General features: G+C 30.2%; 22 protein-coding genes. 7 read left to right on the top strand and 15 right to left on the bottom strand.

The genetic code is table 11. The annotated features are described in order from the left end of the window. Positions 1–53 precede the first annotated feature (53 nt). The 4 genes from tsf to rplM all read right to left on the bottom strand — a co-directional run bounded on the left by tsf (position 54) and on the right by rplM (position 2826). A complete protein-coding gene (gene tsf / locus ACSIGC_RS08515; RefSeq protein ID WP_442267695.1) occupies positions 54–1022 on the bottom strand; it encodes a translation elongation factor Ts in 969 nt (322 codons plus the stop codon). Between the two features lie 82 nt (positions 1023–1104). Further along, entirely contained in the window at positions 1105–1866 is a 762-nt protein-coding gene (rpsB, locus tag ACSIGC_RS08510; protein WP_442267694.1) for a 30S ribosomal protein S2, read from the bottom strand. Between the two features lie 118 nt (positions 1867–1984). Further along, positions 1985–2371, bottom strand: coding sequence for a 30S ribosomal protein S9 (rpsI, locus tag ACSIGC_RS08505; RefSeq protein ID WP_299678883.1), 387 nt, complete (start codon positions 2369–2371; stop codon positions 1985–1987). Then, complete coding sequence (gene rplM / locus ACSIGC_RS08500) at positions 2371–2826, bottom strand: 50S ribosomal protein L13 (RefSeq protein ID WP_442267693.1); 456 nt, start codon at positions 2824–2826, stop codon at positions 2371–2373. Before rplM ends, rpsI begins: the two co-directional genes overlap by 1 nt. 190 nt (positions 2827–3016) lie before the next feature. Here rplM and ACSIGC_RS08495 point away from each other — a divergent pair, with 190 nt between their 5' ends. Next, positions 3017–5626 (top strand): DUF5916 domain-containing protein, encoded by a 2610-nt coding sequence (locus ACSIGC_RS08495; protein ID WP_442267692.1) that lies wholly within the window; start codon positions 3017–3019, stop codon positions 5624–5626. 262 nt (positions 5627–5888) lie between these two features. On the opposite strand, the gene ACSIGC_RS08490 is transcribed toward ACSIGC_RS08495, so the two are convergent. Continuing rightward, the gene (locus tag ACSIGC_RS08490; RefSeq protein ID WP_442267691.1) at positions 5889–6734 is read right to left on the bottom strand and encodes an OmpA family protein; all 846 of its coding nucleotides are present in this window, start codon (positions 6732–6734) and stop codon (positions 5889–5891) included. A 110-nt stretch (positions 6735–6844) separates the two neighbouring features. On the opposite strand from ACSIGC_RS08490, the gene ACSIGC_RS08485 reads away from it, so the two are divergent. Both ACSIGC_RS08485 and ACSIGC_RS08480 read left to right on the top strand, forming a co-directional pair. Further along, the gene (locus ACSIGC_RS08485) at positions 6845–7843 is read left to right on the top strand and encodes an FAD:protein FMN transferase (protein ID WP_442267690.1); all 999 of its coding nucleotides are present in this window, start codon (positions 6845–6847) and stop codon (positions 7841–7843) included. 104 nt (positions 7844–7947) lie between these two features. After that, positions 7948–9243 (top strand): WG repeat-containing protein, encoded by a 1296-nt coding sequence (locus ACSIGC_RS08480; protein WP_442267689.1) that lies wholly within the window; start codon positions 7948–7950, stop codon positions 9241–9243. Positions 9244–9247: 4 nt separating this feature from the next. Here ACSIGC_RS08480 and ACSIGC_RS08475 read toward each other — a convergent pair whose 3' ends face one another. The 6 genes from ACSIGC_RS08475 to ACSIGC_RS08450 are packed head-to-tail and all read right to left on the bottom strand — an operon-like array spanning position 9248 to position 13602. After that, positions 9248–10027: a class I SAM-dependent methyltransferase gene (locus ACSIGC_RS08475; RefSeq protein WP_442267754.1), complete on the bottom strand. Its 780-nt coding sequence runs from the start codon at positions 10025–10027 to the stop codon at positions 9248–9250. Then, on the bottom strand, positions 10027–10845 hold the full coding sequence (gene map / locus ACSIGC_RS08470; protein ID WP_442267688.1) for a type I methionyl aminopeptidase: 819 nt from the start codon (positions 10843–10845) through the stop codon (positions 10027–10029). Before map ends, ACSIGC_RS08475 begins: the two co-directional genes overlap by 1 nt. Positions 10846–10893: 48 nt before the next feature. Then, complete coding sequence (locus ACSIGC_RS08465) at positions 10894–11208, bottom strand: hypothetical protein (RefSeq protein ID WP_442267687.1); 315 nt, start codon at positions 11206–11208, stop codon at positions 10894–10896. A 5-nt stretch (positions 11209–11213) separates the two neighbouring features. Further along, positions 11214–11756, bottom strand: a complete 543-nt coding sequence (locus tag ACSIGC_RS08460; RefSeq protein ID WP_442267686.1) for a thioredoxin family protein — start codon at positions 11754–11756, stop codon at positions 11214–11216. 13 nt (positions 11757–11769) lie between these two features. Then, positions 11770–13287, bottom strand: coding sequence for a 2,3-bisphosphoglycerate-independent phosphoglycerate mutase (gene gpmI, locus ACSIGC_RS08455; RefSeq protein WP_442267685.1), 1518 nt, complete (start codon positions 13285–13287; stop codon positions 11770–11772). Between the two features lie 48 nt (positions 13288–13335). Beyond that, positions 13336–13602 carry a hypothetical protein gene (locus ACSIGC_RS08450; protein ID WP_442267684.1) on the bottom strand — a complete coding sequence of 89 codons (267 nt, stop codon included), beginning with the start codon at positions 13600–13602 and terminating at the stop codon, positions 13336–13338. A 210-nt stretch (positions 13603–13812) separates the two neighbouring features. Here ACSIGC_RS08450 and ACSIGC_RS08445 point away from each other — a divergent pair, with 210 nt between their 5' ends. After that, positions 13813–14664 carry a hypothetical protein gene (locus tag ACSIGC_RS08445; RefSeq protein WP_442267683.1) on the top strand — a complete coding sequence of 284 codons (852 nt, stop codon included), beginning with the start codon at positions 13813–13815 and terminating at the stop codon, positions 14662–14664. Between the two features lie 412 nt (positions 14665–15076). Here ACSIGC_RS08445 and ACSIGC_RS08440 read toward each other — a convergent pair whose 3' ends face one another. Together ACSIGC_RS08440 and ACSIGC_RS08435 are read right to left on the bottom strand one after the other, a co-directional pair. Beyond that, positions 15077–16552: a hypothetical protein gene (locus ACSIGC_RS08440; RefSeq protein ID WP_442267682.1), complete on the bottom strand. Its 1476-nt coding sequence runs from the start codon at positions 16550–16552 to the stop codon at positions 15077–15079. A gap of 116 nt (positions 16553–16668) precedes the next feature. Next, positions 16669–17448 (bottom strand): M48 family metalloprotease, encoded by a 780-nt coding sequence (locus tag ACSIGC_RS08435; protein WP_442267681.1) that lies wholly within the window; start codon positions 17446–17448, stop codon positions 16669–16671. A 110-nt stretch (positions 17449–17558) separates the two neighbouring features. On the opposite strand from ACSIGC_RS08435, the gene ACSIGC_RS08430 reads away from it, so the two are divergent. The 3 genes from ACSIGC_RS08430 (at position 17559) to ACSIGC_RS08420 (ending at position 20210) form a co-directional block, all read left to right on the top strand. Next, the gene (locus ACSIGC_RS08430; RefSeq protein WP_442267680.1) at positions 17559–19316 is read left to right on the top strand and encodes an aromatic amino acid hydroxylase; all 1758 of its coding nucleotides are present in this window, start codon (positions 17559–17561) and stop codon (positions 19314–19316) included. 34 nt (positions 19317–19350) lie between these two features. After that, the gene (locus ACSIGC_RS08425; protein WP_442267679.1) at positions 19351–19626 is read left to right on the top strand and encodes a rhodanese-like domain-containing protein; all 276 of its coding nucleotides are present in this window, start codon (positions 19351–19353) and stop codon (positions 19624–19626) included. Between the two features lie 68 nt (positions 19627–19694). Continuing rightward, a complete protein-coding gene (locus ACSIGC_RS08420) occupies positions 19695–20210 on the top strand; it encodes a cysteine peptidase family C39 domain-containing protein (RefSeq protein WP_442267678.1) in 516 nt (171 codons plus the stop codon). 34 nt (positions 20211–20244) lie between these two features. On the opposite strand, the gene ACSIGC_RS08415 is transcribed toward ACSIGC_RS08420, so the two are convergent. Both ACSIGC_RS08415 and ACSIGC_RS08410 read right to left on the bottom strand, forming a co-directional pair. After that, positions 20245–21195, bottom strand: coding sequence for a GSCFA domain-containing protein (locus ACSIGC_RS08415; RefSeq protein WP_442267677.1), 951 nt, complete (start codon positions 21193–21195; stop codon positions 20245–20247). A 10-nt stretch (positions 21196–21205) separates the two neighbouring features. Beyond that, positions 21206–21838 carry a hypothetical protein gene (locus ACSIGC_RS08410; RefSeq protein WP_442267676.1) on the bottom strand — a complete coding sequence of 211 codons (633 nt, stop codon included), beginning with the start codon at positions 21836–21838 and terminating at the stop codon, positions 21206–21208. Between the last annotated feature and the right edge of the window lie 67 nt (positions 21839–21905).

Here is a 21905-nt window from a genome sequence, read left to right as displayed (position 1 = left end):
GTCCCCTTTGTAATAAACTTCAATACAGAAGTTATTTAGTTTATTTTTTAGAATTACCCTAAAGTAACTCTTACGAAGTTTTTAACTTCTACTTCACCGTAAGAAGAAACATATTCTGCAACAGTTTTCTTCTCATCTTTGATGAATTTTTGATCTAATAAACACTGCTCTTGATCTAAAGTGGTGTTATCAGAAATAAATCTTTCCATTTTACCTGGTAAGATTTTGTCCCAGATTTGTTCTGGTTTACCCTCAGCTTTTAATTGCTCTTTAGCAGCTTCTTCAGCTTTAGCTAAAGCTTCATCTGTTAATTGTAATCTAGATACGAATTGCGGAACGTTCTTTAAAGTTTTACCTAAACGTACTAATTCTTCGTTATCTTTTACGATAGCGGCAATTCTAGCTTCAGTCTCAGCAGCAACATACTCAGGAGAGAAATCTTTATAAGATAAAGTTGTAGCTCCCATAGAAGCAGCTTGCATAGCTAAATCTTTAGTTAAATCAGCAGCTTTCTCAACTGATTCAGTTAATCCAACTAAAGCTGAAATTTTTCCAACGTGAGTGTAAGAACCAACGTAAGGAGCTTCAATTCTTTCAAAAGAAGGAATTTCAATTTTTTCACCGATTACACCAGTCTGCTCGATTAATTTTTCAGCAACAGTAACTCCACTCTCGAATTCAGCAGCTAAGAAATCTTCTTTGTTAGAATGGTTGATAGCGATATCAACGAATTGCTGAGCTAATTCTTTATATGTGTCATTTTTAGCAACAAAATCAGTTTCACAAGCTAATACGATAGCAACACCGTAAGTATTGTCGTCACTAATTTTAGCGATAGCTACACCTTCAGAAGAATCACGATCTGCTCTTTTAGCAGCGATCTTTTGACCTTTTTTACGTAAGATTTCAATAGCTTTATCAAAGTTACCTTCTGCTTCAACTAAAGCGTTCTTACAGTCCATCATTCCTGCACCTGTAGTCTCTCTTAATTTTTTTACGTCTGCAGCGCTAATTTTTGACATTTTGTTTGTTTTTTAAGGTTGTATTTAATTGTACAATGATAAAATAAATTAAAGGTTTCAATGTGATGAAACCTTTAAGTTTTTATTTTGCCTCTTCAGTTTTTACTTCTTCAACTTTTTTACTCTCAGTCTCTTTTTCTGTTTTAGCTTTTTCTTTGTCAGCTTTTCTATCAGCTAAACCTTCAGAAATGGCTTCAGTAACATAAGATAAAACTTTATCAATAGACTTAGAAGCATCATCATTTGCAGGGATTACGAAATCGATCGGTCTTGGATCAGAGTTTGTATCAACCATTGCAAAGATTGGAATGTTTAATTTTTGAGCTTCAGCAATTGCAATGTGCTCTTTCTTTACGTCAATTACAAATAAAGCACCTGGTAAACGCGTCATATCAGCAATAGAACCTAAATTCTTTTCTAATTTTTCACGTTGACGGTTAATTTGTAATTTTTCTCTCTTAGATAAAGCGTCGAAAGAACCATCTTGCTTCATTCTATCAATAGAAGCCATTTTCTTTACAGCTTTACGGATAGTAACAAAGTTAGTTAACATACCCCCTGGCCATCTTTCAGTGATGTAAGGCATGTTTACAGATTTAGATTTTTCAGCAACGATATCTTTAGCTTGTTTCTTAGTCGCTACGAATAAAATTTTACGACCAGAGTTAGCTATCTTCTTTAAAGCCTCTTTAGCTTCGTCGATCTTAGCTGAAGTTTTATATAAATCAATAATGTGAACACCATTACGTTCAGTGTAGATATAAGGTGCCATGTTAGGATTCCACTTTCTAGTTAAGTGACCAAAGTGTACTCCGCTTTCTAATAATTCTTGAATGTTTGCCATTTTAATAAATGTGTTTACGTTCTGTTTTCGCAATAGATCAGTAGTTTTTACGTCTGAGCTATTTAGATACTAAACTGTTAATGAAAAATATTTTTCGAAAAACAGTTCTAATAAACGATTAACGTTTAGAGAACTGGAATTTCTTACGTGCTTTCTTCTGACCGAATTTCTTACGCTCAACCATTCTTGGATCACGAGTTAATAATCCTTCTGGTTTTAATACTGCTTTGTGCTCTTCGTTAATTGAAACTAAAGCTCTAGTAATAGCTAAACGGATAGCTTCAGCTTGTCCTGTTACACCACCACCGTAAACATTTACTTTAATATCGTAAGCCTCTAAGTTTTCAGTTAACATTAAAGGTTGTCTTACTTTATATTGTAAAGTAGGAGTAGTAAAGTAATTAGTTAATTCTCTTTTGTTGATAGTAATGTCTCCTTTTCCTTGAGAAACATATACACGAGCAACAGCTGTTTTTCTTCTACCTATTTTGTGAACTGTTTCCATTATTTAAGATCGTTAAGGTTAATAGATTTTGGTTTTTGAGCTTCTTGAGCGTGCTCTGCACCAGCATATACATATAAATTTCTGAATAAAGTACTACCTAATTTGTTTTTAGGTAACATACCTTTTACTGCTTTTTCTACTAGTCTAGTAGGATTCTTATCGAACATTTCTTGAGCAGTTAACGATCTTTGTCCACCTGGGTAACCAGTGTGACGGATGTAAGTTTTGTCATTCCACTTACTTCCTGTTAAATTAATTTTTTCAGCATTGATAACCACAACATTATCACCACAATCTACGTGAGGTGTGTAATTTGGTTTGTGTTTACCTCTAATAAGTTTTGCAACTTTAGAAGCTAAACGACCTAATGATTGCCCGTCCGCATCAACAACAACCCACTCTTTGTTTACAGTTGCTTTGTTAGCCGATACTGTTTTGTAACTTAATGTGTTCATACACGATTTAGTTTTTGTCTATTAATAAATTATATAACTTTTCCTTAAAAAAGGAGTGCAAATTTACAAATATTTATTTTATTGACAAATAGGAAGTTGGTTTAATTTTATTTAAGAATCTTAAAATGCAAATTAACATATTGTTAAGAGATTTCTAGTATACTTTTGCGACAACGATTCAAAACTAATAATGAAGGTAAGAATATTACTGTTTACTTTTTCTATTTTGTGTTCTTTGTTTGGAAAAGCACAAAGTTTAGAAAAGAAAATATACACAACAAAAAAGACCGATAAAGAACTTGTAATAGATGGGAGGTTAGATGAACCTGCTTGGGAAGCTGTTCCTTGGGGAGGTGATTTTTTTCAAAAAGATCCAGAAGAAGGAGTTGCTCCTGCTTTTCAAACTAAATTTAAAATTCTTTATGATACAAAGTATTTATACATAGCTATTAGAGCATTTGATGATTCACCAGAAGAAATCGAAGCTCGTTTAACTCGTCGTGATGGTTTTGCAGGTGATAGAGTAAATGTAATTATAGATAGCTATCATGATAAAAGAACTGCTTTTGTTTTTACAGTAACAGCTGCAGGGGTAAAAGGTGAAGAGTTTGTAACTCAAAATGGTCAAAACTGGGATGAAAGTTGGAACCCTGTTTGGTATACAGATGCTGTTATTGATGATAAAGGCTGGACTGGAGAAATGAAAATTCCGTTTAGTCAATTGCGTTTTGGTAAAGCAAAAGAACAAATTTGGGGGTTAAACTTTAATCGTACAATCTTTAGAAAAAATGAAAGATCGCTTTGGCAAAGAATTCCAAATGATATTTCTGGTTTTATTAGTGAAGCAGGAGAACTACATGGGTTAATCGATTTAAAATCACAAAAGCAATTAGAGATTCAGCCATTTACAGTTATGTCTTACGAGACTTTTGAAAAAGAACCTGGAAATCCGTTCAGAGATGGTGATAATTTTAGAGTTAACGGGGGAGTAGATGCTAAAATTGGAGTAACAAATGATTTAACTTTAGATGTAACAATTAATCCAGATTTTGGTCAAGTTGAAGCTGATCCAGGAAATATTGTATTAGATGGTTTCGATGATGTTTTCTTCCGTGAACAAAGACCATTCTTCGTCGAAAATAAAAATATTTTTGATTTTAGAGTTGGAGGACAAGATAATGTGTTCTATAGTAGAAGGATTGGAAGAAGTCCACAAACTTCTGCCAATTCTAATGATGGAGAATTTGTAGATGCACCAATTAATAGTTCTATAATTGCTGCTGCCAAGTTTTCTGGTAAAACAAGAGATGGTTGGTCTATTGGAGTTTTAGAAACTGTAACAGATAATGAGTATTCAGAGATTGATAATAATGGAGACAGAAGAGAGGTTTTAGTGGAGCCATTAACTAATTACTTTGTAACAAGAGTTCAAAAGGATTTTAATGATAGGAAATCTTTTATTGGTGGAATTTTTACAGCTACAAATAGAGATTTACAATCAATAAATACACTTCATAAATCGGCCTATTCTGGAGGTTTGGATTTTAGGCATGAGTGGAATGATAGAGATTATTTTATTCAGGGTAATTTCTCTATGAGTCATGTTTCTGGGAGTAAAGAAGCAATTCAGAGAACACAAGAATCTATTCGTCATTTATTCCAAAGAGTAGATGCTAGTCATTTAAATGTTGATCCGAATAGAACTTCTTTGACGGGAACAGGTGGACGAGTTTTTGGAGGGAAAAGAGGTGGAGGGAATTGGCGTTTCTTTTTAGGAGCAAACTGGAAATCTCCAGAATTTGAATTGAATGATGTAGGTTTTTTAAGGCAAACAGATCAAATTTGGCAGTTCGGAAATATAGAATACTTGTGGCAAAATCCTACTAAAATATACAGAAGAGCATCGGCAAGAGTTGTATTAAGAAGTATGTATGATTTTGCAGGAAATTTTAACAGAATAGAATATGAAACTGGAGGGAATATTAATTGGGATAATAACTGGGGTACGGAAGGAAGAATTGGTTATCGTCCTAGGTCTATTCAGAATTCGTTTTTAAGAGGAGGGCCACGTTGGAGAAATTCAGAAGAGGTATATTATAATTTCGCCGTTGGTTCAGATTCAAGTAAAAGATTTAATTTTTCTGTCGGTTATGGTAATAGCTATGGAACTGACGATTCTTTTAATGTTAAGAATTATAATCTTAATTTAAACTATCAGCCATTGGATGCTTTAAGTGTTACTTTGAGTACTAGTTTCAGAGAGAATATAAATAAAACACAATATGTTTCTGAAGAACTAAATGGATCTACACCAAGATATGTTTTAGGAGAAATAGATAACAAGAATTTATCTTTTACATTTAGAGCGAATTATAGTATTAATCCCAACTTGTCAATTCAGTATTACGGGCAGCCATTTATAGCTAGAGGAAGATATAGTAATTTCAATTATGTATTAAATTCTTTATCTGAAGATATTGGAGGAAGAGTTGTTTTTTTAGATGAAAATCAAGTGAATTTTGATGCAAATGATGAAGTTTTTAGGATTGATGAGAATTTAGATGGAATTACAGATTATGAATTTTCTAATCCAGATTTTTCTTTTGCTCAATTCCGATCTAATTTAGTAATGCGTTGGGAGTATACTCCTGGTTCTGAGTTTTTCTTTGTTTGGTCGCAAGGAACTACAGGAAGTCAAGATCCAGATCGATCTTTATTAGGAGGGTTAAATAATCAAATTTTAGAACAAGAATTAGAAAATATATTTCTAATTAAATTCACTTATCGATTCTTGAAATAAGAATAAAGCTTTTAAAATAAATAAATCAGCCAGAGTATCACTCTGGCTGATTTGTTTTATGCTAGTTTGTGAATTCCTATACTTATTGTAATAGTAGAATTATTAACCAATTGAATAATTAGTGAGTTTATGTTAGTAAAGGTTTTAAGTGTTGATGAGATTTCTGTATTTGATTTTTATTGTTATTGTAAAATACAGAATATAAAAGCATAAAAAAACCACCTAGATTTAGGTGGTTTTTAAATTTTGTAAAGTGAAAAGATTACTCAACTTTTTGATCTAATAAATCAAAGAATTGATTTAAACGAGGTAAGATGATAATCTTTGTGCGTCTGTTTTTAGCTTTGTTAGCTGGTGTATCATTTGGAGCTAATGGTAAGAAACTACTTCTACCTGCAGCGATTAATCTAGAAGGTGCTACATTATACTTCGATTGTAACTCACGTACAATTGCTGTAGAACGTTTTACACTTAAATCCCAGTTGTCTTTTACAGCAGCAGTATTAATTGGAGTATCATCAGTATGACCTTCAATCATAACATCCATTTCTGGTTGCCCGTTTACTACAGTAGCAACTTTTTGTAAAACTTTAGATGCTTTATCTGTAATTGTATAGCTACCGCTCTTAAATAATAACTTATCAGAAATAGAAATAAATACAACGGTCTTCTCTACATTAACCTCGATATCTTGATCGTCAATTCCGTCTTGTAATTCTTTCTTTAAATGAAAAGCTACTACTAAGTTTAAAGAGTCTTTTTTAGAAGCTGCAGCTCTAATTTTGTTGATGTATTTATCTTTTTTACTTAATTGAGCTAAAGTTTCTTTAATGTTGTCGTTAGCACCTTTGGTTAAAACAGTTAAATTTTCAACTTGTTGAATAGTATTTTCTTTGTCTTTTCTTAGTTCGTCAATTCTACCTTCTAAATCTTTAGAGCGATCCTGATACTTTTCTTTCTCTACTAAACACTTAGTAAGGTTTGTTTTTACTGTTGCTAATTCATCTTTAGTTTGTTCGTGCTTTGCTTTAAGAGCTTCTAATTCTTTACTTGATGCACAAGAAGCTAATAAAACAGCAGCCGATAGAAATAATACTATTTTTTTCATCTTAATGTAGTTAATGTAAGTAGCAAATTTAAAAAAATGATAAAACAAAAAGTCACATTAACGGTATTTTAGTATAGATTGATTTATTTTTGTTAAAAAAATATAAATTAATGGCGCCAAAATACTATTCTTTTCTACTAGTTTTCTTAGTTTTTTTTCAAGCTTGTAAAACAGAAAATAAAAAAGAACAAGTTCAAACAACGCAAGAATCCTTCACTAAATTGAGAGGAAACGTTTTTGGAACAACGTATAATATTATTTATAAGAGTACAGAAAATTTTCAAGAGCCAATTAATGAAATATTTGAAAATTTTAATAATTCATTATCTACTTACATTCCAACATCTTTAATTTCTAAAATAAATCAGAATGACACAACAGTAGTTGTAGATGCTTATTTTATTGAAGCTTTTGATAAAGCAAAGCGTTTATATAAAGAAACTGACGGGTATTTTGATCCTACGATAGGGAAATTAATTGATGCTTATGGTTTTGGTTCAGGTAAAGAAAAAAAGAACCTTACTGAAGAAGAAGTTAAAGAATTAATGAAGATTACTGGCTTCGATAAAATGACTTTAAAAGATAATAAAGTTGTAAAATCTCTTGAAATGGAATTTAACGTAAATGCGTATGCAAAAGGTTTAGGAATTGATGTTGTTGGACGCTTTTTAGAAAGTAAAAATATACAAGATTATTTAGTTGAAATAGGAGGTGAGATTAGAGCTAGAGGTAAAAATTCTAGAGATTCTGCATGGAAAGTGGCAATTGATGATCCTAAAACTGATGGATCTAGGAGCCAATCTCGATTTATTTTATTAGATAATCAATCTATGGCTACTTCAGGAAATTACAGAAAGTTTAAAGTCAATGAAAAAGGAGAAAAAATTGTACATACTGTAAATCCAAAAACAGGATTGGCCCAAGAGAATAATTTATTAAGTGCTTCAGTTTTAATGAAAGGAGATTGTGCTGATGTAGATGCTTATGCGACAGCATTTATGGCGATGGGGTTAGAAAAAACAAAACTTTTTTTAGAGAAACATCCTGAACTTAAGGTTGTGCTGCTTTTTACAAATGATAAAGGTGAAATAGAGGAGTTTTCTAATTAATAATACCTAGTTTTAGGTATGTTTTAAATCTTTTTCTCATGGTATTTTAGTTCTGATTTTGAAATGAAATCAAGAACAGGATTTTAACCATAAAATGCATAAAAATGAGAAGGGGATTATTTATCGTTTTTTTAGTCGTTAATTTCTATACTTCAATAGGGCAATCTAATTATGAGATTGCTAAGGTTTATTTCAGTAAAGCTGAAAGAGACATGGAGAAAATAGATTATCAAGCTGCTAAAGTTAACTTTGATAAAGGATTGTCTAAAATAGATTCTATTCAAAAATCTAGAATTGCAGAAATGGGCACTTTAATTTATTACGAACTCAAATCGTATAAAGAAGCTAAAGATTTTGCTAAAAAATATTTCCAATTATCTAGAAGTAAAACTTCAGAAACTTACAAGCAAATGTTGGAACTGTATGTTGATATTGAAGAAAAACTAGAGAAGATTGAAGCAGAAGAAAAAGAGGAGAAACGGCTAAAATTAATGGCTGAAAAAGAGGCAAAGCGAATAGATTCATTAAAACGTGAATGGAATGCAATTTCAGATGCTTTGTCTATTCATGCAGATACCATTTTCAACTTCAATACATACGGATTAGCTATTTTCAAAAAAGGAAATAAATACGGTTTGCTAAATGAAAATGGTAAGGTTCTCATAAAACCAAATTTGTATGAAAATGCTTTAACTTTTGAAGGCGTGTTTCTTTTTGTAGATAAGAAACGAAAAGGAACTAAAATCTATTGCTATAAGTCTAAAGAGAAAGAAGGTTTTGAGCTGCCAGATATTAAAAGTATTAATTCTGAATCTTCTTTTTTTGAGGCAGTTTTGTTACCAAGAGGAAATCAACAATTAGTTGCTTATCTGAATAATAGTGCAGATACCTTTGTTTTTGATTTAGTTAATGAGAGTTTTCTTCGAATTAAAAACATTGAAGGGCAGTTAAAGGCTATGAAAAAAGCAGATATAATTGATAAGTACGATGAAGATGAAAACACTGTGAAAATTTATAAAACATGGTATAAGTTAGGTGGTCATTTAGGCGGAGATATTTATACATTATACGATCAAGAAACTAAAAAGTTAAAAGGATATTTATTTGGTTCTTCAGAAATTTCTGAAAACGAGAATCGAGTTTTATTTGCTGAAGATATTGGCTATTTGGGGAGTTTTTATAAAAATAAAATTCAAGCTCAAAAACGAAAAAACACGAGTTGGTATAATATCCTTGGAGAAAAAGTTAGTAAAATGAAAGATGCAAAAGGAACTTATACTAATGATGTAATTATTGAAAAAAAGGATACAGGTAAATATCAACTTAAAAAAGACGGAATTGTGTTTTTAGGAGATAAAAAACTTCAATCTTTAGAAGATTACTTGAAAGAAAATAAATAACTGTTTATTGTCCTGTTTTATAGCATAAAGGTAAAATTTCACCTTTAGCTAAAGCATATCGCTCCACTAATTCTGGGGCGATTTGTTTTGTGTAATCTACTTCTTTTACATTAAATCCTATAGAACGTAGTTTGTTGAAATAATCTCGTCCATAAACACGAACATGATCGTATTGCCCAAATATTTTAGCTCTCTCCTTTGGATCTGTAATAGAGTCGTCTTCAAAAGTAGTTTCTCTGTTTAAATCTTGAGGAATTTGAAATATACCATAGCCACCAGGTTTTAAAACACGATACAATTCTTGCATAGCTTTCGTGTCATCTGGGATATGTTCTAATACATGATTACAAAAAATAATATCAAAAGATTCATCTTCAAAAGGTAAGTCACAAATATCTGCTTTAACATCAGCAATAGGCGATTCTAAATCTGAAGTGATATATTCTAGGTTTTTTAATGCTCTAAAACGGTGCAAAAAACATTGTTCAGGAGCAATATGTAGTAGTTTTCTCTTTTCTTTAGATGAAAAAAAGTTCGTTTCTTGCTGTAAATACAACCATAACAAGCGATGTCTTTCCAAAGAAAGAGTAGATGGAGATAATACATTTTCGCGTTGAACTTCATAACCGTATGGAAGCATCTTTTTAAAAGATTTTCCATCGATAGGATCTGTGAAATTATCTCCTTTTAACCACCAAGCTATTACAGGACGAACCCAATAACTGACTTTGATTAAAATAGGTCGAGGTATGGTGTTTAATACAGTTTTAAAAAGCGACACTATTAAAGAACTAAAGGTTGTTGTCTAAACTCGTTTTCTTCATCACTTTCAATACCTAAAGCTTCGTAAATGTACTGGAATGTAGAAAGTAATTCTGGTTTTCCATCTATAATTACAACATCATGTTCAAAGTGAGCAGATGGCTTATTGTCTAAAGTAGTTACCGTCCAACCATCTTTATGGAATCTTATTTTATGAGTTCCCATGTTTGTCATAGGTTCAATAGCTACTGCCATACCTTCAACAAATTTTTTACCTCTACCACGTCTTCCATAATTTGGCATTTCCGGATCTTCATGCATTTTTCTACCAATTCCATGTCCTACCAATTCTCTTACTACACCATAACCATGTTTTTCTGTAAATTGTTGAATAGCATAACCTACATCTCCAACACGGTTTCCAACTTTAAATTCACGAATACCGACATACAAACTTTCTTTTGTAATGTCTAACAGTTTTTTAGTTTCTGAATCAATTTCGCCAACAGCAAATGTATATGCATGATCTCCGTAGAATTCATTCTTTAAAGCTCCACAATCGATAGAAATAATATCTCCTTCAACTAAAGGAGTGTTGTTAGGAATTCCGTGCACTACTTGAGAATTTGGACTCATGCATAATGTGTTTGGAAAATCATATAAACCCAAAAAAGCAGGAATTGCACCTTGTTCTCTTATAAATTCTTCAGCAAGTTTATCTAAATATAAAGTAGTAACTCCAGGTTTTACTTCTTTAGCTAACATTCCTAAAGTTTTAGAAACTACTAAAGCACTTTCGCGCATTAACTCTATTTCTTCTCTGTTTTTTGGTATAATCATTTCCTATGGAATAAATAAAGTGCAAATATACTGGATTCGTAGAAACATTTAAGGTTTAAATTCTGGATGCTTTTTTCTAAACGCTTGCACTTCTTTTAACCGGTCTGGCATTCCATGTTTTTCTATCATTGTTTTAATGTGTGAATCATTAAAATCAAAATAAGGTTTGTAGCTGTGTAAATACTGAAATTCGTCTTTATGTTCCCAGTTTTCAAAACAAGATTTGTGCATTCCAGAATCTGAAAATTCACCAAATTTATGATCAGGTATTAAAAAAGCAGACCATGAAATTATTTCATCGTCTGCTTTTAATGTTTTGTTGCACAAAGAACATTTTGTTGAGTCTAATATTATTAGAGCCATAATGTTTACTTTTCATATGCGTGTTTGTATCCTTTGCCAGATACAATTTGTAGTATGTCTTGTTCTAAAAAAGCATCGTTAACAGTATGTTCTACAAATCTTCCAATTTCCTTTCCGTTTCGGTAAAAAATAAATGTAGGAACTCTTTCAATATTATATCCTTTTTCTATTCCTTTTGCCTTTTTATCTCTGTTTACGGTAACAAGTTCTAATCTACTTTGATTAAATTTTGTTTCATTTAAAATCTTGTAAAAGTTAGGGATTTCACGTCTGCTGTCATCACACCAAGTTCCCATAAAAGCTTTAATTGTTATATCTTTTAAATAAGGAGTTAACTCAGAAATGGTTTTTTTATCTGTTTCGTAATACTCATAATAATCATTAAACCATTCGCTTCCGTATGGTTCTTGTTTAAAGTCATTTTGAGTAGCATATCCAACTAAGTTCCCATCGCTATCTTTTTCTGCTTTAAACTTTGTGTTTGATTTTTGATAAGAAGAACAAGCACCGATTAAAAAAATAGTGATTGCGTATATTATTTTTTTCATTGTTATTTAAAGTTTATACCAGAGATTCTTGAGTCATTTCAGCTGGTTTTTCTACACCTAACAAATGTAATATAGTTGGAGCCATATTTCCTAAAATTCCATTTTTGATTGATTTTAATTCGTTGTCTATTAAAATTAATGGAACTGGATTTGTCGTGTGTGCTGTATTAGGAGAACCATCTGGATTAATCATGGTTTCACAATTTCCGTGATCTGCAATTAATAAGGTTGTATACCCATTAGCTAAAGCACTAGTAACAACTTCATTTACGCAAGTGTCAACAGCTTCACAAGCTTTAACAGCAGCATCAAAATCTCCTGTGTGTCCTACCATATCTCCATTCGCAAAATTCAAGCATACAAAGTCTACTTCTCCTTTTTCTAATTCAGGAACGATTGCATCTTTAATTTCAAAAGCACTCATTTCAGGTTTTAAATCGTAAGTAGCTACTTTTGGCGAAGGACATAAGATTCTTTTTTCTCCTATAAATTCTTTTTCTCTTCCACCAGAGAAGAAAAATGTAACGTGTGGATATTTTTCAGTTTCTGCGATTCTGATTTGCTTCTTTCCTGCAGTTTCTAAAACTTCTCCTAGAGTATTTTCAATGTTTTTATTATCGTAAATTACATGGATTCCTTCAAAAGTACTATCGTAGTTTGTCATGGTAACAAAATATAATGGTAACTTCTTAAGGTTTTGATCCGTAAAATCTTTTTGATTTAACGCTTGAGTTAATTGTCTACCTCTATCTGTTCTGAAATTAAAAAAGATAACAACATCATCTTCTTTAATTGTAGTTTTAGGTTGATTGTCTTCGTTAGTTAAAATTATAGGTTTAATGAATTCATCAGTAATATCATTCTTATAACTAGCCTCAATACTTTCAATAGCGTTTGTAGATAAGGTTCCTTCACCATTTACTAATGCATTATAAGCTAAAGCTACTCTTTCCCAACGATTATCTCTATCCATAGCGTAATAACGACCCGTAATAGAAGCCAAACGTCCAGTGCTATTCGCCATGTGATTTTCTATGTCTTTTATGTAATCAACTCCAGATTTTGGGTCTGTATCTCTACCATCTGTAAATGCATGTAAGAAAATATTTGATATATCATTACTCTTTGCAGCATCTAATAATCCTTTTAAATGATTAATATGTGAATGAATTCCACCATCTGAAACCAAACCTAATAAATGGATGTTTTTATTGTTTTCTTTTGCGTATTTAAAAGCATCAAGTAATTCAGTTTCCTTGGCTAAAGTATCTTCTTTTATAGCCTTATTTATTTTAGCAAGGTTTTGGTATACAATTCTTCCAGCACCTAAGTTTATATGTCCAACTTCAGAATTTCCCATCTGACCTTCTGGAAGTCCAACATATTCGCCATCGGTTCTTAATTCAGAATGAGGAAATTTTGAGTATAAAGAATCTATAAAAGAAGTGTTTGCTTTATCTACTGCAGAAATTTCAGGATCAGGTGAAATTCCCCAACCATCTAAAATCATTAAAATTACTTTCTTATCCATTTGGTATAATTTGATAAGTAAAAGTAGTAAAGATTTTAGGTTTTTTACTTAAAATTTCACGAAACCGATTGCGATTAATGTAGCGATAGAAATTAAACCAATTGGAATTAAAAAAGAAAGAAGTTTTCGTCTGTTTTCTTTTTTGGCTTCTAATCTTATTTGTTCTAATTGTTTTTCAGTAGCTGTTTTGTTGAAAGATAATTCGTATGAATCATCTTTTCCGAAATGGCTGTGTTTTTTTAATTTTTCAATAGCGCTTTTACGAGGCCTTTTATTGTTCTTAATACTCGTAATCATAGCAGAAGTTGATCCCATAACAATATTTTTAGCATTTCCTATATGTAGCTAAATGTTTGAAAATGTTACATTTTTACTTATGTTAATAGATTTTGAGGATGTGTTTTTTGTGTTTTTTTTATTCGTATATTTGCACCCCCTTAAAAAAAGAGGTTCTGTTTTGTGACTTTTTAACTAAAAAGGTATCAAATACAAGTGTAAACATTGAAAGTATAAATAAAAGAAGAAATGAAAATGTTCAAAAATGTAATCCCCACAATAGTAGTTATTTGTTTCAGTTTTCAAACCGTATTTTCTCAAGAATTATCCAGAGAAGATAGAAAAGCAATTAAAAATAAAGAACAAGAAATTCGTGTTAACGAAGAAATGTTGTTAAGTGGAGTAGAAGGTTTAGAAAGAATTAAGTCTAGATTAACGAAAGATAAAAGTAAAAACAGAATTACTAAAGAAGAGGTTATAAGAAAAGAAACAATCATTAGAAATGTTGAGGCTAGATTATCTAAACTTGATAAGAAGATTAAAGCTCAAAAAGAAGAGTTAATTTCATTCAAGAAATCTTTAAATGTTAAAGTTGCTGAACTTAAAGAAGTTGAGTCTGTAGGAACTGAGACTGTAGCAACTCCTGTTTCAGAAGTTAAAACTGATAGTGATTTAGAAAAAAGAGAAGAAGAATTAAAAGCTGCAAGAGAGAAGTTAGAGAAAGAAATAAAAGCTAGTGAAGAGGCTTATAAAAAGCAATTAGAGGCTTTGCGTAAAAAAAATGAAAAGTTAACGCAGTTAGATAGTCAGTTGAAAGCTGAAAAAAAGGAAATTGAAGATAAGATTTCTAAAGAAAAGAGAATGAAAATAATGGAGGTAGAAGATGATATTAGTGTTAATGAAGAAATGTTAATTAGTGGAAGACAAGGTTTGAAAAAGAAGAAAGATCAATTAGAAGCAGCTAAGAAAGAAGGTGCTTTAACTGCTGAAGATATTCAAAGAAAAGAAGCAATTATTAGTAGAGTTGAAAAAAGATTAAATAAGTTAGAAAACGAAATAAAAGTTAAAAAAGAAAAACTAAATAAGCTAAAAACAGCTTAAGTTTTTAGTGTAGATAATTGAGTTTAACTATAAAAAGGGTAGATTTTAAAATCTACCCTTTTTTGCACCTTAAAATTGAAAAGTCAATCTTGGGTAATTTTGACAATTCAAATAATCACTATAAATAATTTTTTTTAAGATTAATTTTTTTAATTAATCAAATCAAAAGTGTATTTAAAAACGATTTTAAATTATAGTTTTTGATGCGTTGAACATAGAAAGTATCAACACTAATCTCTAATCCATTGCAAGATGATTGTTTTTTAAGGAATTTTAAAAAATATTTTACTAGTTAAGTTTTTCTAAATTCATGGAAATAAAACATCTTCAGTATGTTAACTGGTTGTTTTTGAATGTTTTTATGTTGTTTTTTTAAAGGTTAAATTCTTTTTTTAAAGAAAATTGTGTTCTTTTATATCTTAGATTTTAACCATTCTAAAATTCCTATTTTTTTATCTAGAATAGAATCTTCTGATTTATCTAGTTTTTCATTGATTTCTAAATACAATTCTTTAAAGAGTTGTGATTTTTGAGAATCAGAAAAATAAGGTTTAATCTTATGTAAACCATTTAGAATACTGCGCTCTAAATTAAAAAGCCGCTCATTACTTTTCAAAAAATATTTACTGGTATGAATTAAATAAGAGATTAATTGATGATCTCCAAGATCATGTTGAATCATAATCCTTAAAATGTTGCCACAAGAAATTATAAGAGAAGCAGGATTCGTTTTTTTCTCACTTATCATCACGCAATAATGATTTGCTTCTTTTAACATACCGTTTAAAAAATACATGCGTGCAATAAATAATAATACTTCAACACTAAAGTTAGGGCCAGTCATTTCATTATGTAAATCGTAATTTTTTTTAATTTCTGGTATAATATGTAAGAAACGATCAATATCTTTTTTTATCCATAAATAGTTTAAAACTAAACAGTCATTAGCAATTGTAGTAAAACTTTTAGTGATTACATTAAATTTGTGTTTGTTTTCATTTATCAGCTTTAAAAGTTCTGGATGAATTTTTTCGAAAGGAGTTGTTTCCATTAAATTCATACTAGAATCTAAATAATTATTTAAAGCTTTAAATTTCAAAAGGAAATCATCACGATATTTAGAGGGGTTTTGGTCTAAATGTTCATATGCTAAAAAAGAATATCTTTTGCCTTCATTAAAATCATTGTTCCCCATGTGAATTAACGATTTTGCTCTGTAGAAAAAGTATATAGATAATACAGATTTAGCATTGTTAATGTCTTGAAGTAGTGGGGTTTTGTTGTAGTTTAGAAGTGTGTCTCTGTTTTTTATACGTTTGTCTAAAAATTGATAGTGTAATTCGCAAATCTCTTCTGCCAAAAGTTTATAAGAACTCAAGTTTTTAGATAACTGAATATATTTATCTAATTCTGCAACTCCTTCTTTGAAGCTGTTAGTGCCTTTTTCGTAATTAAAAAGCCTAAACTCTACAGCTTTTTTCTGTAACAGGCAACAGATTTCAAAGTTGCATTTCTCAGAAGCAATTTTTTTTAGATTACTAAGTTTTCTTTTGGCTTTAGTATATAAAGCATTTTTTAAAAGGACTTCTAATTCTACAAGTTTTTTGAATAAATTAATGTCGGAATACTTTTCTTCAGATACTTTTAAATGATCTATTAACTCTTGAAATAAATCAAATTTTAATGTATTAAATTTTAGAGGTGATAATTTGTGTTTTTTTATAAAAAAGTCTTTCTCAAAATCTTTTTTTCTTCTTATTGTTTCTAAAAGTTTGAGTTTTGTTGTGTTTTCAGATTTTGTATTTAAACTTCTTTTAAAAGAGTTGTAAACTTTGGAACTTAAGGAGCTAATTAATAAGTTTAAATCTGTTTCTTCAGATTTTGACATAGTTTGATGTGATAATTAATATATTACTATAAACTCTAAAACATCTTTTTCAATTACTAAATTATAACAGTATTTATTAATAAATATTATACCAGAATTTTTTTTAGGAAATATTCTTAAGAATATTTCCTAATTGCTTCTTTAATTTTTTGAATTCTATTTTCAGGATCAGGATGAGTACTTTGAAATTCTGGAACTCTGTTTGGACCCGCAGCAGCTTTTAAAATTTCCATTACGTTAATTAGATAGCGAGGGTCGTAACCAGCGTCAAGCATTAACTTTACACCTAATTCATCGCTTTCTAATTCATCACCTCTTCCGTTTTTAAGTAAAGTTTGTTGGCCGATACTGTTAGCTAATTGTCCCATGTCTGCTCCAACTGAAGCTCCCATTGTAATTAATTTCCAGAAGTTTGCTTCGCTAATTCTTTCGTTAGAATGTTTGCCAAGTACATGACCAATTTCATGTCCTAAAACACCAGCAACCATATCTTCATTTAGTGTTCCAGATCCGTCTGTGAGTTTAGAAAATAAAGCATAAGTGATAAATATTTGTCCGCCAGGTAAGGCAAATGCATTAATTGTTCTATCATCTCTTAATAGATGAAATTCATATTTATAGGCAGATCTTTTTGCTATAGAATTATCTACAAGTTTTTGTCCGATTTTATCAATGTAGGCTTGGTATTGGTTGTTAGGGTATAATCCACCATGTTGGTTTGCCATAGATGGAGCTTGTTGTAATCCAATAGCTATTTCTTGATCTGTGCTTAAACTTATGGTTTGCGTTTTACCAGTGTATGGATTTACCTTTTTTTGACTGCACTTTCTTAAGTAAGCGAAAGCAACTATAATTAAGCCAATTAATAGGCGGAACTTAAATCCTCCTCTTCTCATGTTTTTTGATTTTTGTGTTACTCGTAAATATACAAAAAACGAAAATTTTAAGGCTATTAATTTCGAAATGAGTATTTTTATCCTTACAAACAACACAAACATTTTAACGTATGAAAGCTCAATTTGAGTTAAATGAAGTAACTAGAAAATTGCCTCAACATTTACATAAGTTTGTGGTTAAACAACCTTATGATGAGTATACAGCTCAAAACCAGGCTGTATGGAGATATGTAATGCGAATGAATGTAGATTATTTAGGTAAAGTAGCCCATGAATCTTACATTGAAGGATTACAAAAAACAGGTATCTCTATCGATACAATTCCAAAAATGGAAGGAATGAATAGAATTTTAAAAGAGATAGGTTGGGCTGCTGTATCTGTAGATGGTTTTATTCCACCAAATGCTTTTATGGAATTTCAAGCTTATAATGTTTTGGTAATAGCTTCAGATATGAGAACAATAGACCATATCAAATATACACCTGCACCAGATATTATTCATGAAGCTGCTGGTCATGCACCAATTATTGCAAATCCTGAATATGCAGAGTATTTAAGAAGATTTGGAGAAATTGGAGCAAAAGCTATTTCTTCTTCTAGAGATTATGAAATGTATGAAGCTATTCGATTACTTTCAATCTTAAAAGAAAATCCAAATTCTAGTCAAAAGGAAATTCAAGAAGCACAAGAAAAAGTAGAATGGTTACAAAATAATATGGGGGCACTTTCTGAAATGGCTCAAATTAGAAATTTGCATTGGTGGACTGTAGAGTATGGATTAATTGGTACTGTTGATAATCCTAAGATTTATGGAGCAGGATTGCTTTCTTCAATAGGAGAAAGTAAATGGTGTATGCAAGATGCTGTTAAGAAATTACCTTATACTTTAGAAGCTTCTAATGTATCTTTTGATATTACAAAACCACAACCGCAATTATTTGTAACTCCAGATTTTGCACATTTGAGTTTAGTATTAGAACAGTATGCAAATACCATGGGAATTCGAAAAGGAGGTTTAAGTGGTGTTAATAAACTTATAGATTCTAAAAATTTAGGAACTATTGAATTGTCAACAGGGATTCAAATTTCAGGAGTATTTACTAATGTAATTACAGATGAAAATAATAAACCTATTTATATTCAAACTACTGGAGCAACAGCTTTAGCAAATAGAGATAAAGAATTGATAGGTCATGGTATAAGTTATCATGCAGAAGGATATGGAAGCCCTATTGGAAAACTGAAAGGAATTAATATTCCAATTGAGAATATGAGCCCTAGAGATTTGGAAGCTTATGGAATTTATGAAGGAAAAACAGTTAGTCTTGAGTTTGAAGGAGGTGTAAAAGTAGAAGGAGAAGTTATTACGGGAACTAGAGATTTAAGAGGAAGAATTCAACTTATATCATTTAAAAACTGTACAGTTACTCATTTTGATACAGTACTATTTCATCCAGATTGGGGAATTTATGATATGGCTGTTGGAGTAAATGTTATTTCTGCATATGCTGGCCCTGCTGATGTAAGTTCTTTTGAAGACATTGGTAAAGTTTCTGAAACTAAAACACATAAGATTAAATATTCTTCCTCAGATCGTGAATTGTACGATTTATATAGTCAAGTACGACAAATGAGGAAAGAAAATTTAATTTCTGAAAATAAAATTGTGGCAATTTTTAATCTAGTTGAAGAAAAATTTAATGAAGATTGGTTGTTGGCATTAGAGTTGTATGAAATTTCTGTAAAACAGAATTATGAAATTCAAAATTCAATTAAAGAATATTTAAATCGTTTAAAAATGAATGAAGAATTCTCTAGTTTAATTGAAGAAGGATTATCATTATTATTGAATGAACAAGTAGTATAAAATGAATATATTTAATTTATTTAGAAGGAAAAATATGGCAAACGAAATACAAGAATATTTAAAAAAAGGAGCTGTTGTTTTAGATGTAAGGACTTTAGCTGAATGGAATGAAGGGCATAGTGAAGGTGCGAAGCATATTGTGTTAGATACAATTCCAAATAATGTAGAAGAAATTAAATCTTGGGGTAAACCAGTAATTGCTGTTTGTAGAAGTGGAGGTAGAAGTGGACAAGCAACTAATTTTTTACAAGGGCAAGGAATAGATATAATCAACGGAGGTCCTTGGGGAGACGTAGATCAATATTTATAAAATAAAAATATTAAAGTTGTAAAGAGGTGTGCTTTAGCACATCTTTTTGCTTTTTTAAAAAATAAGCTATGAAAATTAAATTAATATCAACAATTGCATTCTTGTGGTTAGTAATTATTGGATGTAAAGTAAACACATCTAATCCTCCAGTTCTCACTAAGAAATTCCCTATTATACTTCAAGAAAATGCAAAAGATTGCGGTCCGGTTTGCTTAGCAATGCTTTGTAAATATTATGACTTAAATATTCAGTTGGATAGTTTAAAGAAGTTATCGTCTTACAATCCAGTAGAGGGAACAACACTATTAGGTTTAAGTGAAGCTTGTGATAGCATTGGAATCAAAAATTTAGGAATCCGAGTTACTTATGATAAAATATTAGAATACGATAATCCGACCATTGCTCACTGGGAGAATAATCATTTTGTAGTGGTTTATAAAATGACAAAAGATAGTGCTTGGGTTGCTGATCCTGCTAAAGGTAAGGTGAGATATTCAAAAAAAGAATTTTGTGAAAGTTGGGTTCAAAGTGAGGGTAATACTACTTCAGAAGAAGGGGTAATGTTACTTACAGAATTACTTTAATAAAAACAATCTTAGTTTATTAAGAGATAAAAAACTAAAACTTCATAAAAGGAAATGCTTGAATTAGTGTTTCCATTTTTTGTGCAATTTTATTTAAGAATTTTTGATGTGCTTCAGAATTCGGATTAAAAGGTTTGTGTGCTAATCCTTTCTGAATTTCCTCAACTTTAGTTAATGTTTGTAATGTGTTTTCGCTAAACCAAGTTTCAGAAAACTTTTTCCAGATGTAATTTATGGCAGTCTTATTTGGGTGAATCATGTCAGCATTATAAAAACGATAATCACGTAATTCATCCATTAGAATTTCATAAGATGGAAAATAATAGTGTTGGTTTCTTGGTTCAACCACTTCATGAATTCCTGCAAATAAATGTGATTTACTTCTTTGATTTTCTATAAAACCATCTTTTAAATGACGCACAGGAGAAACAGTAAAAATTATTGAAGCTTTAGGATTCACACTTTTAATTAAAGTACAAATATTCTCTAAACTAGCTGTAATCTCATCAACAGTTAACAATTCTTTTAAAAATTGCTTTTGAGGCACTTTATGACAATTTGCAACAATTGTATCCGAAGAAATAAAACGATACACCCAAGCTGTTCCTAAAGTGATTATAATATGACTTGCATCTAATAATTCTTTAGAGGTAGTTTGAATCGCAGAATTTATGTTTTGAAGTAACTGTTCTTTATCAATTTCACTAAGGTTAGAATGTACATCAAAACAATGCCAACGTTCATTTAATTCGAAAATATCAGTTTCAGTATATGTTTTCTCATTAATGGCATTGGTAATTAATGTTTCAATAGCTTTTGGGTGAAATAAAATTCCAAACGGATTTTGATTGACCTGAAACTTATAATAACTGAGTTTATTTCCAATATTTTCTGAAAAACAAGAACCTAACAATAATAATTTAGAGTTGTAATCAATTAAGTTATGTGATTGTTGTTTTAAAGGTAATTTGGTTTGTAAATCCATACTATTTCACTTACTGAGTTACTGGTTGCGCTAAATTAATTGAAATTTCTGGTACTCTTTTATTAAAGTATATTTTGATGTTTTGGAAATCTTCTTTTTCTAATTGAAGAAAAGAAATTAATTCTTGTGAATCTTCTTTAAAAAATATAATCTGATTCGGGAATACTTGTAAACTTGTTATTTCTGAAACATTAAAAATTCGTTCTTCTTTCCCATTTTTAAAAGTTATTAATCCTTTTTTAATTTGAAAGGATGCTGTTCTCTTTAAAGAAGTTTCATTTTTAGCATTTACTAATACAATCAGAAAAAAAATGATATAATTTACATTAAAAGAGTCTGAAATAAAAAAATACATTATAAATGCTGGTATAATAAAAATCAAAGAAATAAAGGTGTTTTCTTTACGTTGAAGGTCGTTTTCACTAGGTATTAATAGAATTTCTGGATTTTCTTTTGTTGGAGTAAAAGCTTTATATGTAGTATAAATTAATAATAAGAATAAAGCAGAGGTAATAATAGGTTTTGGGATTTTTTCATAATAAAATGAAATCATATCTCCATAGAATATATCTATTAGTATGTATAAAATAAAATAGATCCAAACCCCAAACTCTGTCCAATAATGTGATAATTTCTCTTTCATGTTGTAAAAATAAAAAAATCTAAAGTCATAATGACCTTAGATTTTTTTAATGCTATACTGAACTTAT

It is taken from the genome of Tenacibaculum aquaeponti (assembly GCF_052084715.1).
GTDB lineage: Bacteria > Bacteroidota > Bacteroidia > Flavobacteriales > Flavobacteriaceae > Polaribacter.
Note: the sequence above shows the minus strand (reverse complement) of the source record. Positions and strands in the feature narration are given on the sequence as shown.

Coding starts and splice junctions, on each gene's coding strand:
- ACSIGC_RS08460 (WP_442267686.1), bottom strand. CDS start 11,756: ATGAAAAAAATAATATACGCAATCACTATTTTTTTAATCGGTGCTTGT.
- ACSIGC_RS08450 (WP_442267684.1), bottom strand. CDS start 13,602: ATGGGATCAACTTCTGCTATGATTACGAGTATTAAGAACAATAAAAGG.
- rpsB (WP_442267694.1), bottom strand. CDS start 1,866: ATGGCAAACATTCAAGAATTATTAGAAAGCGGAGTACACTTTGGTCAC.
- map (WP_442267688.1), bottom strand. CDS start 10,845: ATGATTATACCAAAAAACAGAGAAGAAATAGAGTTAATGCGCGAAAGT.
- gpmI (WP_442267685.1), bottom strand. CDS start 13,287: ATGGATAAGAAAGTAATTTTAATGATTTTAGATGGTTGGGGAATTTCA.
- ACSIGC_RS08430 (WP_442267680.1), top strand. CDS start 17,559: ATGAAAGCTCAATTTGAGTTAAATGAAGTAACTAGAAAATTGCCTCAA.
- ACSIGC_RS08425 (WP_442267679.1), top strand. CDS start 19,351: ATGGCAAACGAAATACAAGAATATTTAAAAAAAGGAGCTGTTGTTTTA.
- ACSIGC_RS08465 (WP_442267687.1), bottom strand. CDS start 11,208: ATGGCTCTAATAATATTAGACTCAACAAAATGTTCTTTGTGCAACAAA.
- ACSIGC_RS08480 (WP_442267689.1), top strand. CDS start 7,948: ATGAGAAGGGGATTATTTATCGTTTTTTTAGTCGTTAATTTCTATACT.
- rpsI (WP_299678883.1), bottom strand. CDS start 2,371: ATGGAAACAGTTCACAAAATAGGTAGAAGAAAAACAGCTGTTGCTCGT.
- ACSIGC_RS08435 (WP_442267681.1), bottom strand. CDS start 17,448: ATGAGAAGAGGAGGATTTAAGTTCCGCCTATTAATTGGCTTAATTATA.
- ACSIGC_RS08445 (WP_442267683.1), top strand. CDS start 13,813: ATGAAAATGTTCAAAAATGTAATCCCCACAATAGTAGTTATTTGTTTC.
- tsf (WP_442267695.1), bottom strand. CDS start 1,022: ATGTCAAAAATTAGCGCTGCAGACGTAAAAAAATTAAGAGAGACTACA.
- ACSIGC_RS08410 (WP_442267676.1), bottom strand. CDS start 21,838: ATGAAAGAGAAATTATCACATTATTGGACAGAGTTTGGGGTTTGGATC.
- ACSIGC_RS08490 (WP_442267691.1), bottom strand. CDS start 6,734: ATGAAAAAAATAGTATTATTTCTATCGGCTGCTGTTTTATTAGCTTCT.
- rplM (WP_442267693.1), bottom strand. CDS start 2,826: ATGAACACATTAAGTTACAAAACAGTATCGGCTAACAAAGCAACTGTA.
- ACSIGC_RS08495 (WP_442267692.1), top strand. CDS start 3,017: ATGAAGGTAAGAATATTACTGTTTACTTTTTCTATTTTGTGTTCTTTG.
- ACSIGC_RS08440 (WP_442267682.1), bottom strand. CDS start 16,552: ATGTCAAAATCTGAAGAAACAGATTTAAACTTATTAATTAGCTCCTTA.
- ACSIGC_RS08485 (WP_442267690.1), top strand. CDS start 6,845: ATGGCGCCAAAATACTATTCTTTTCTACTAGTTTTCTTAGTTTTTTTT.
- ACSIGC_RS08415 (WP_442267677.1), bottom strand. CDS start 21,195: ATGGATTTACAAACCAAATTACCTTTAAAACAACAATCACATAACTTA.
- ACSIGC_RS08420 (WP_442267678.1), top strand. CDS start 19,695: ATGAAAATTAAATTAATATCAACAATTGCATTCTTGTGGTTAGTAATT.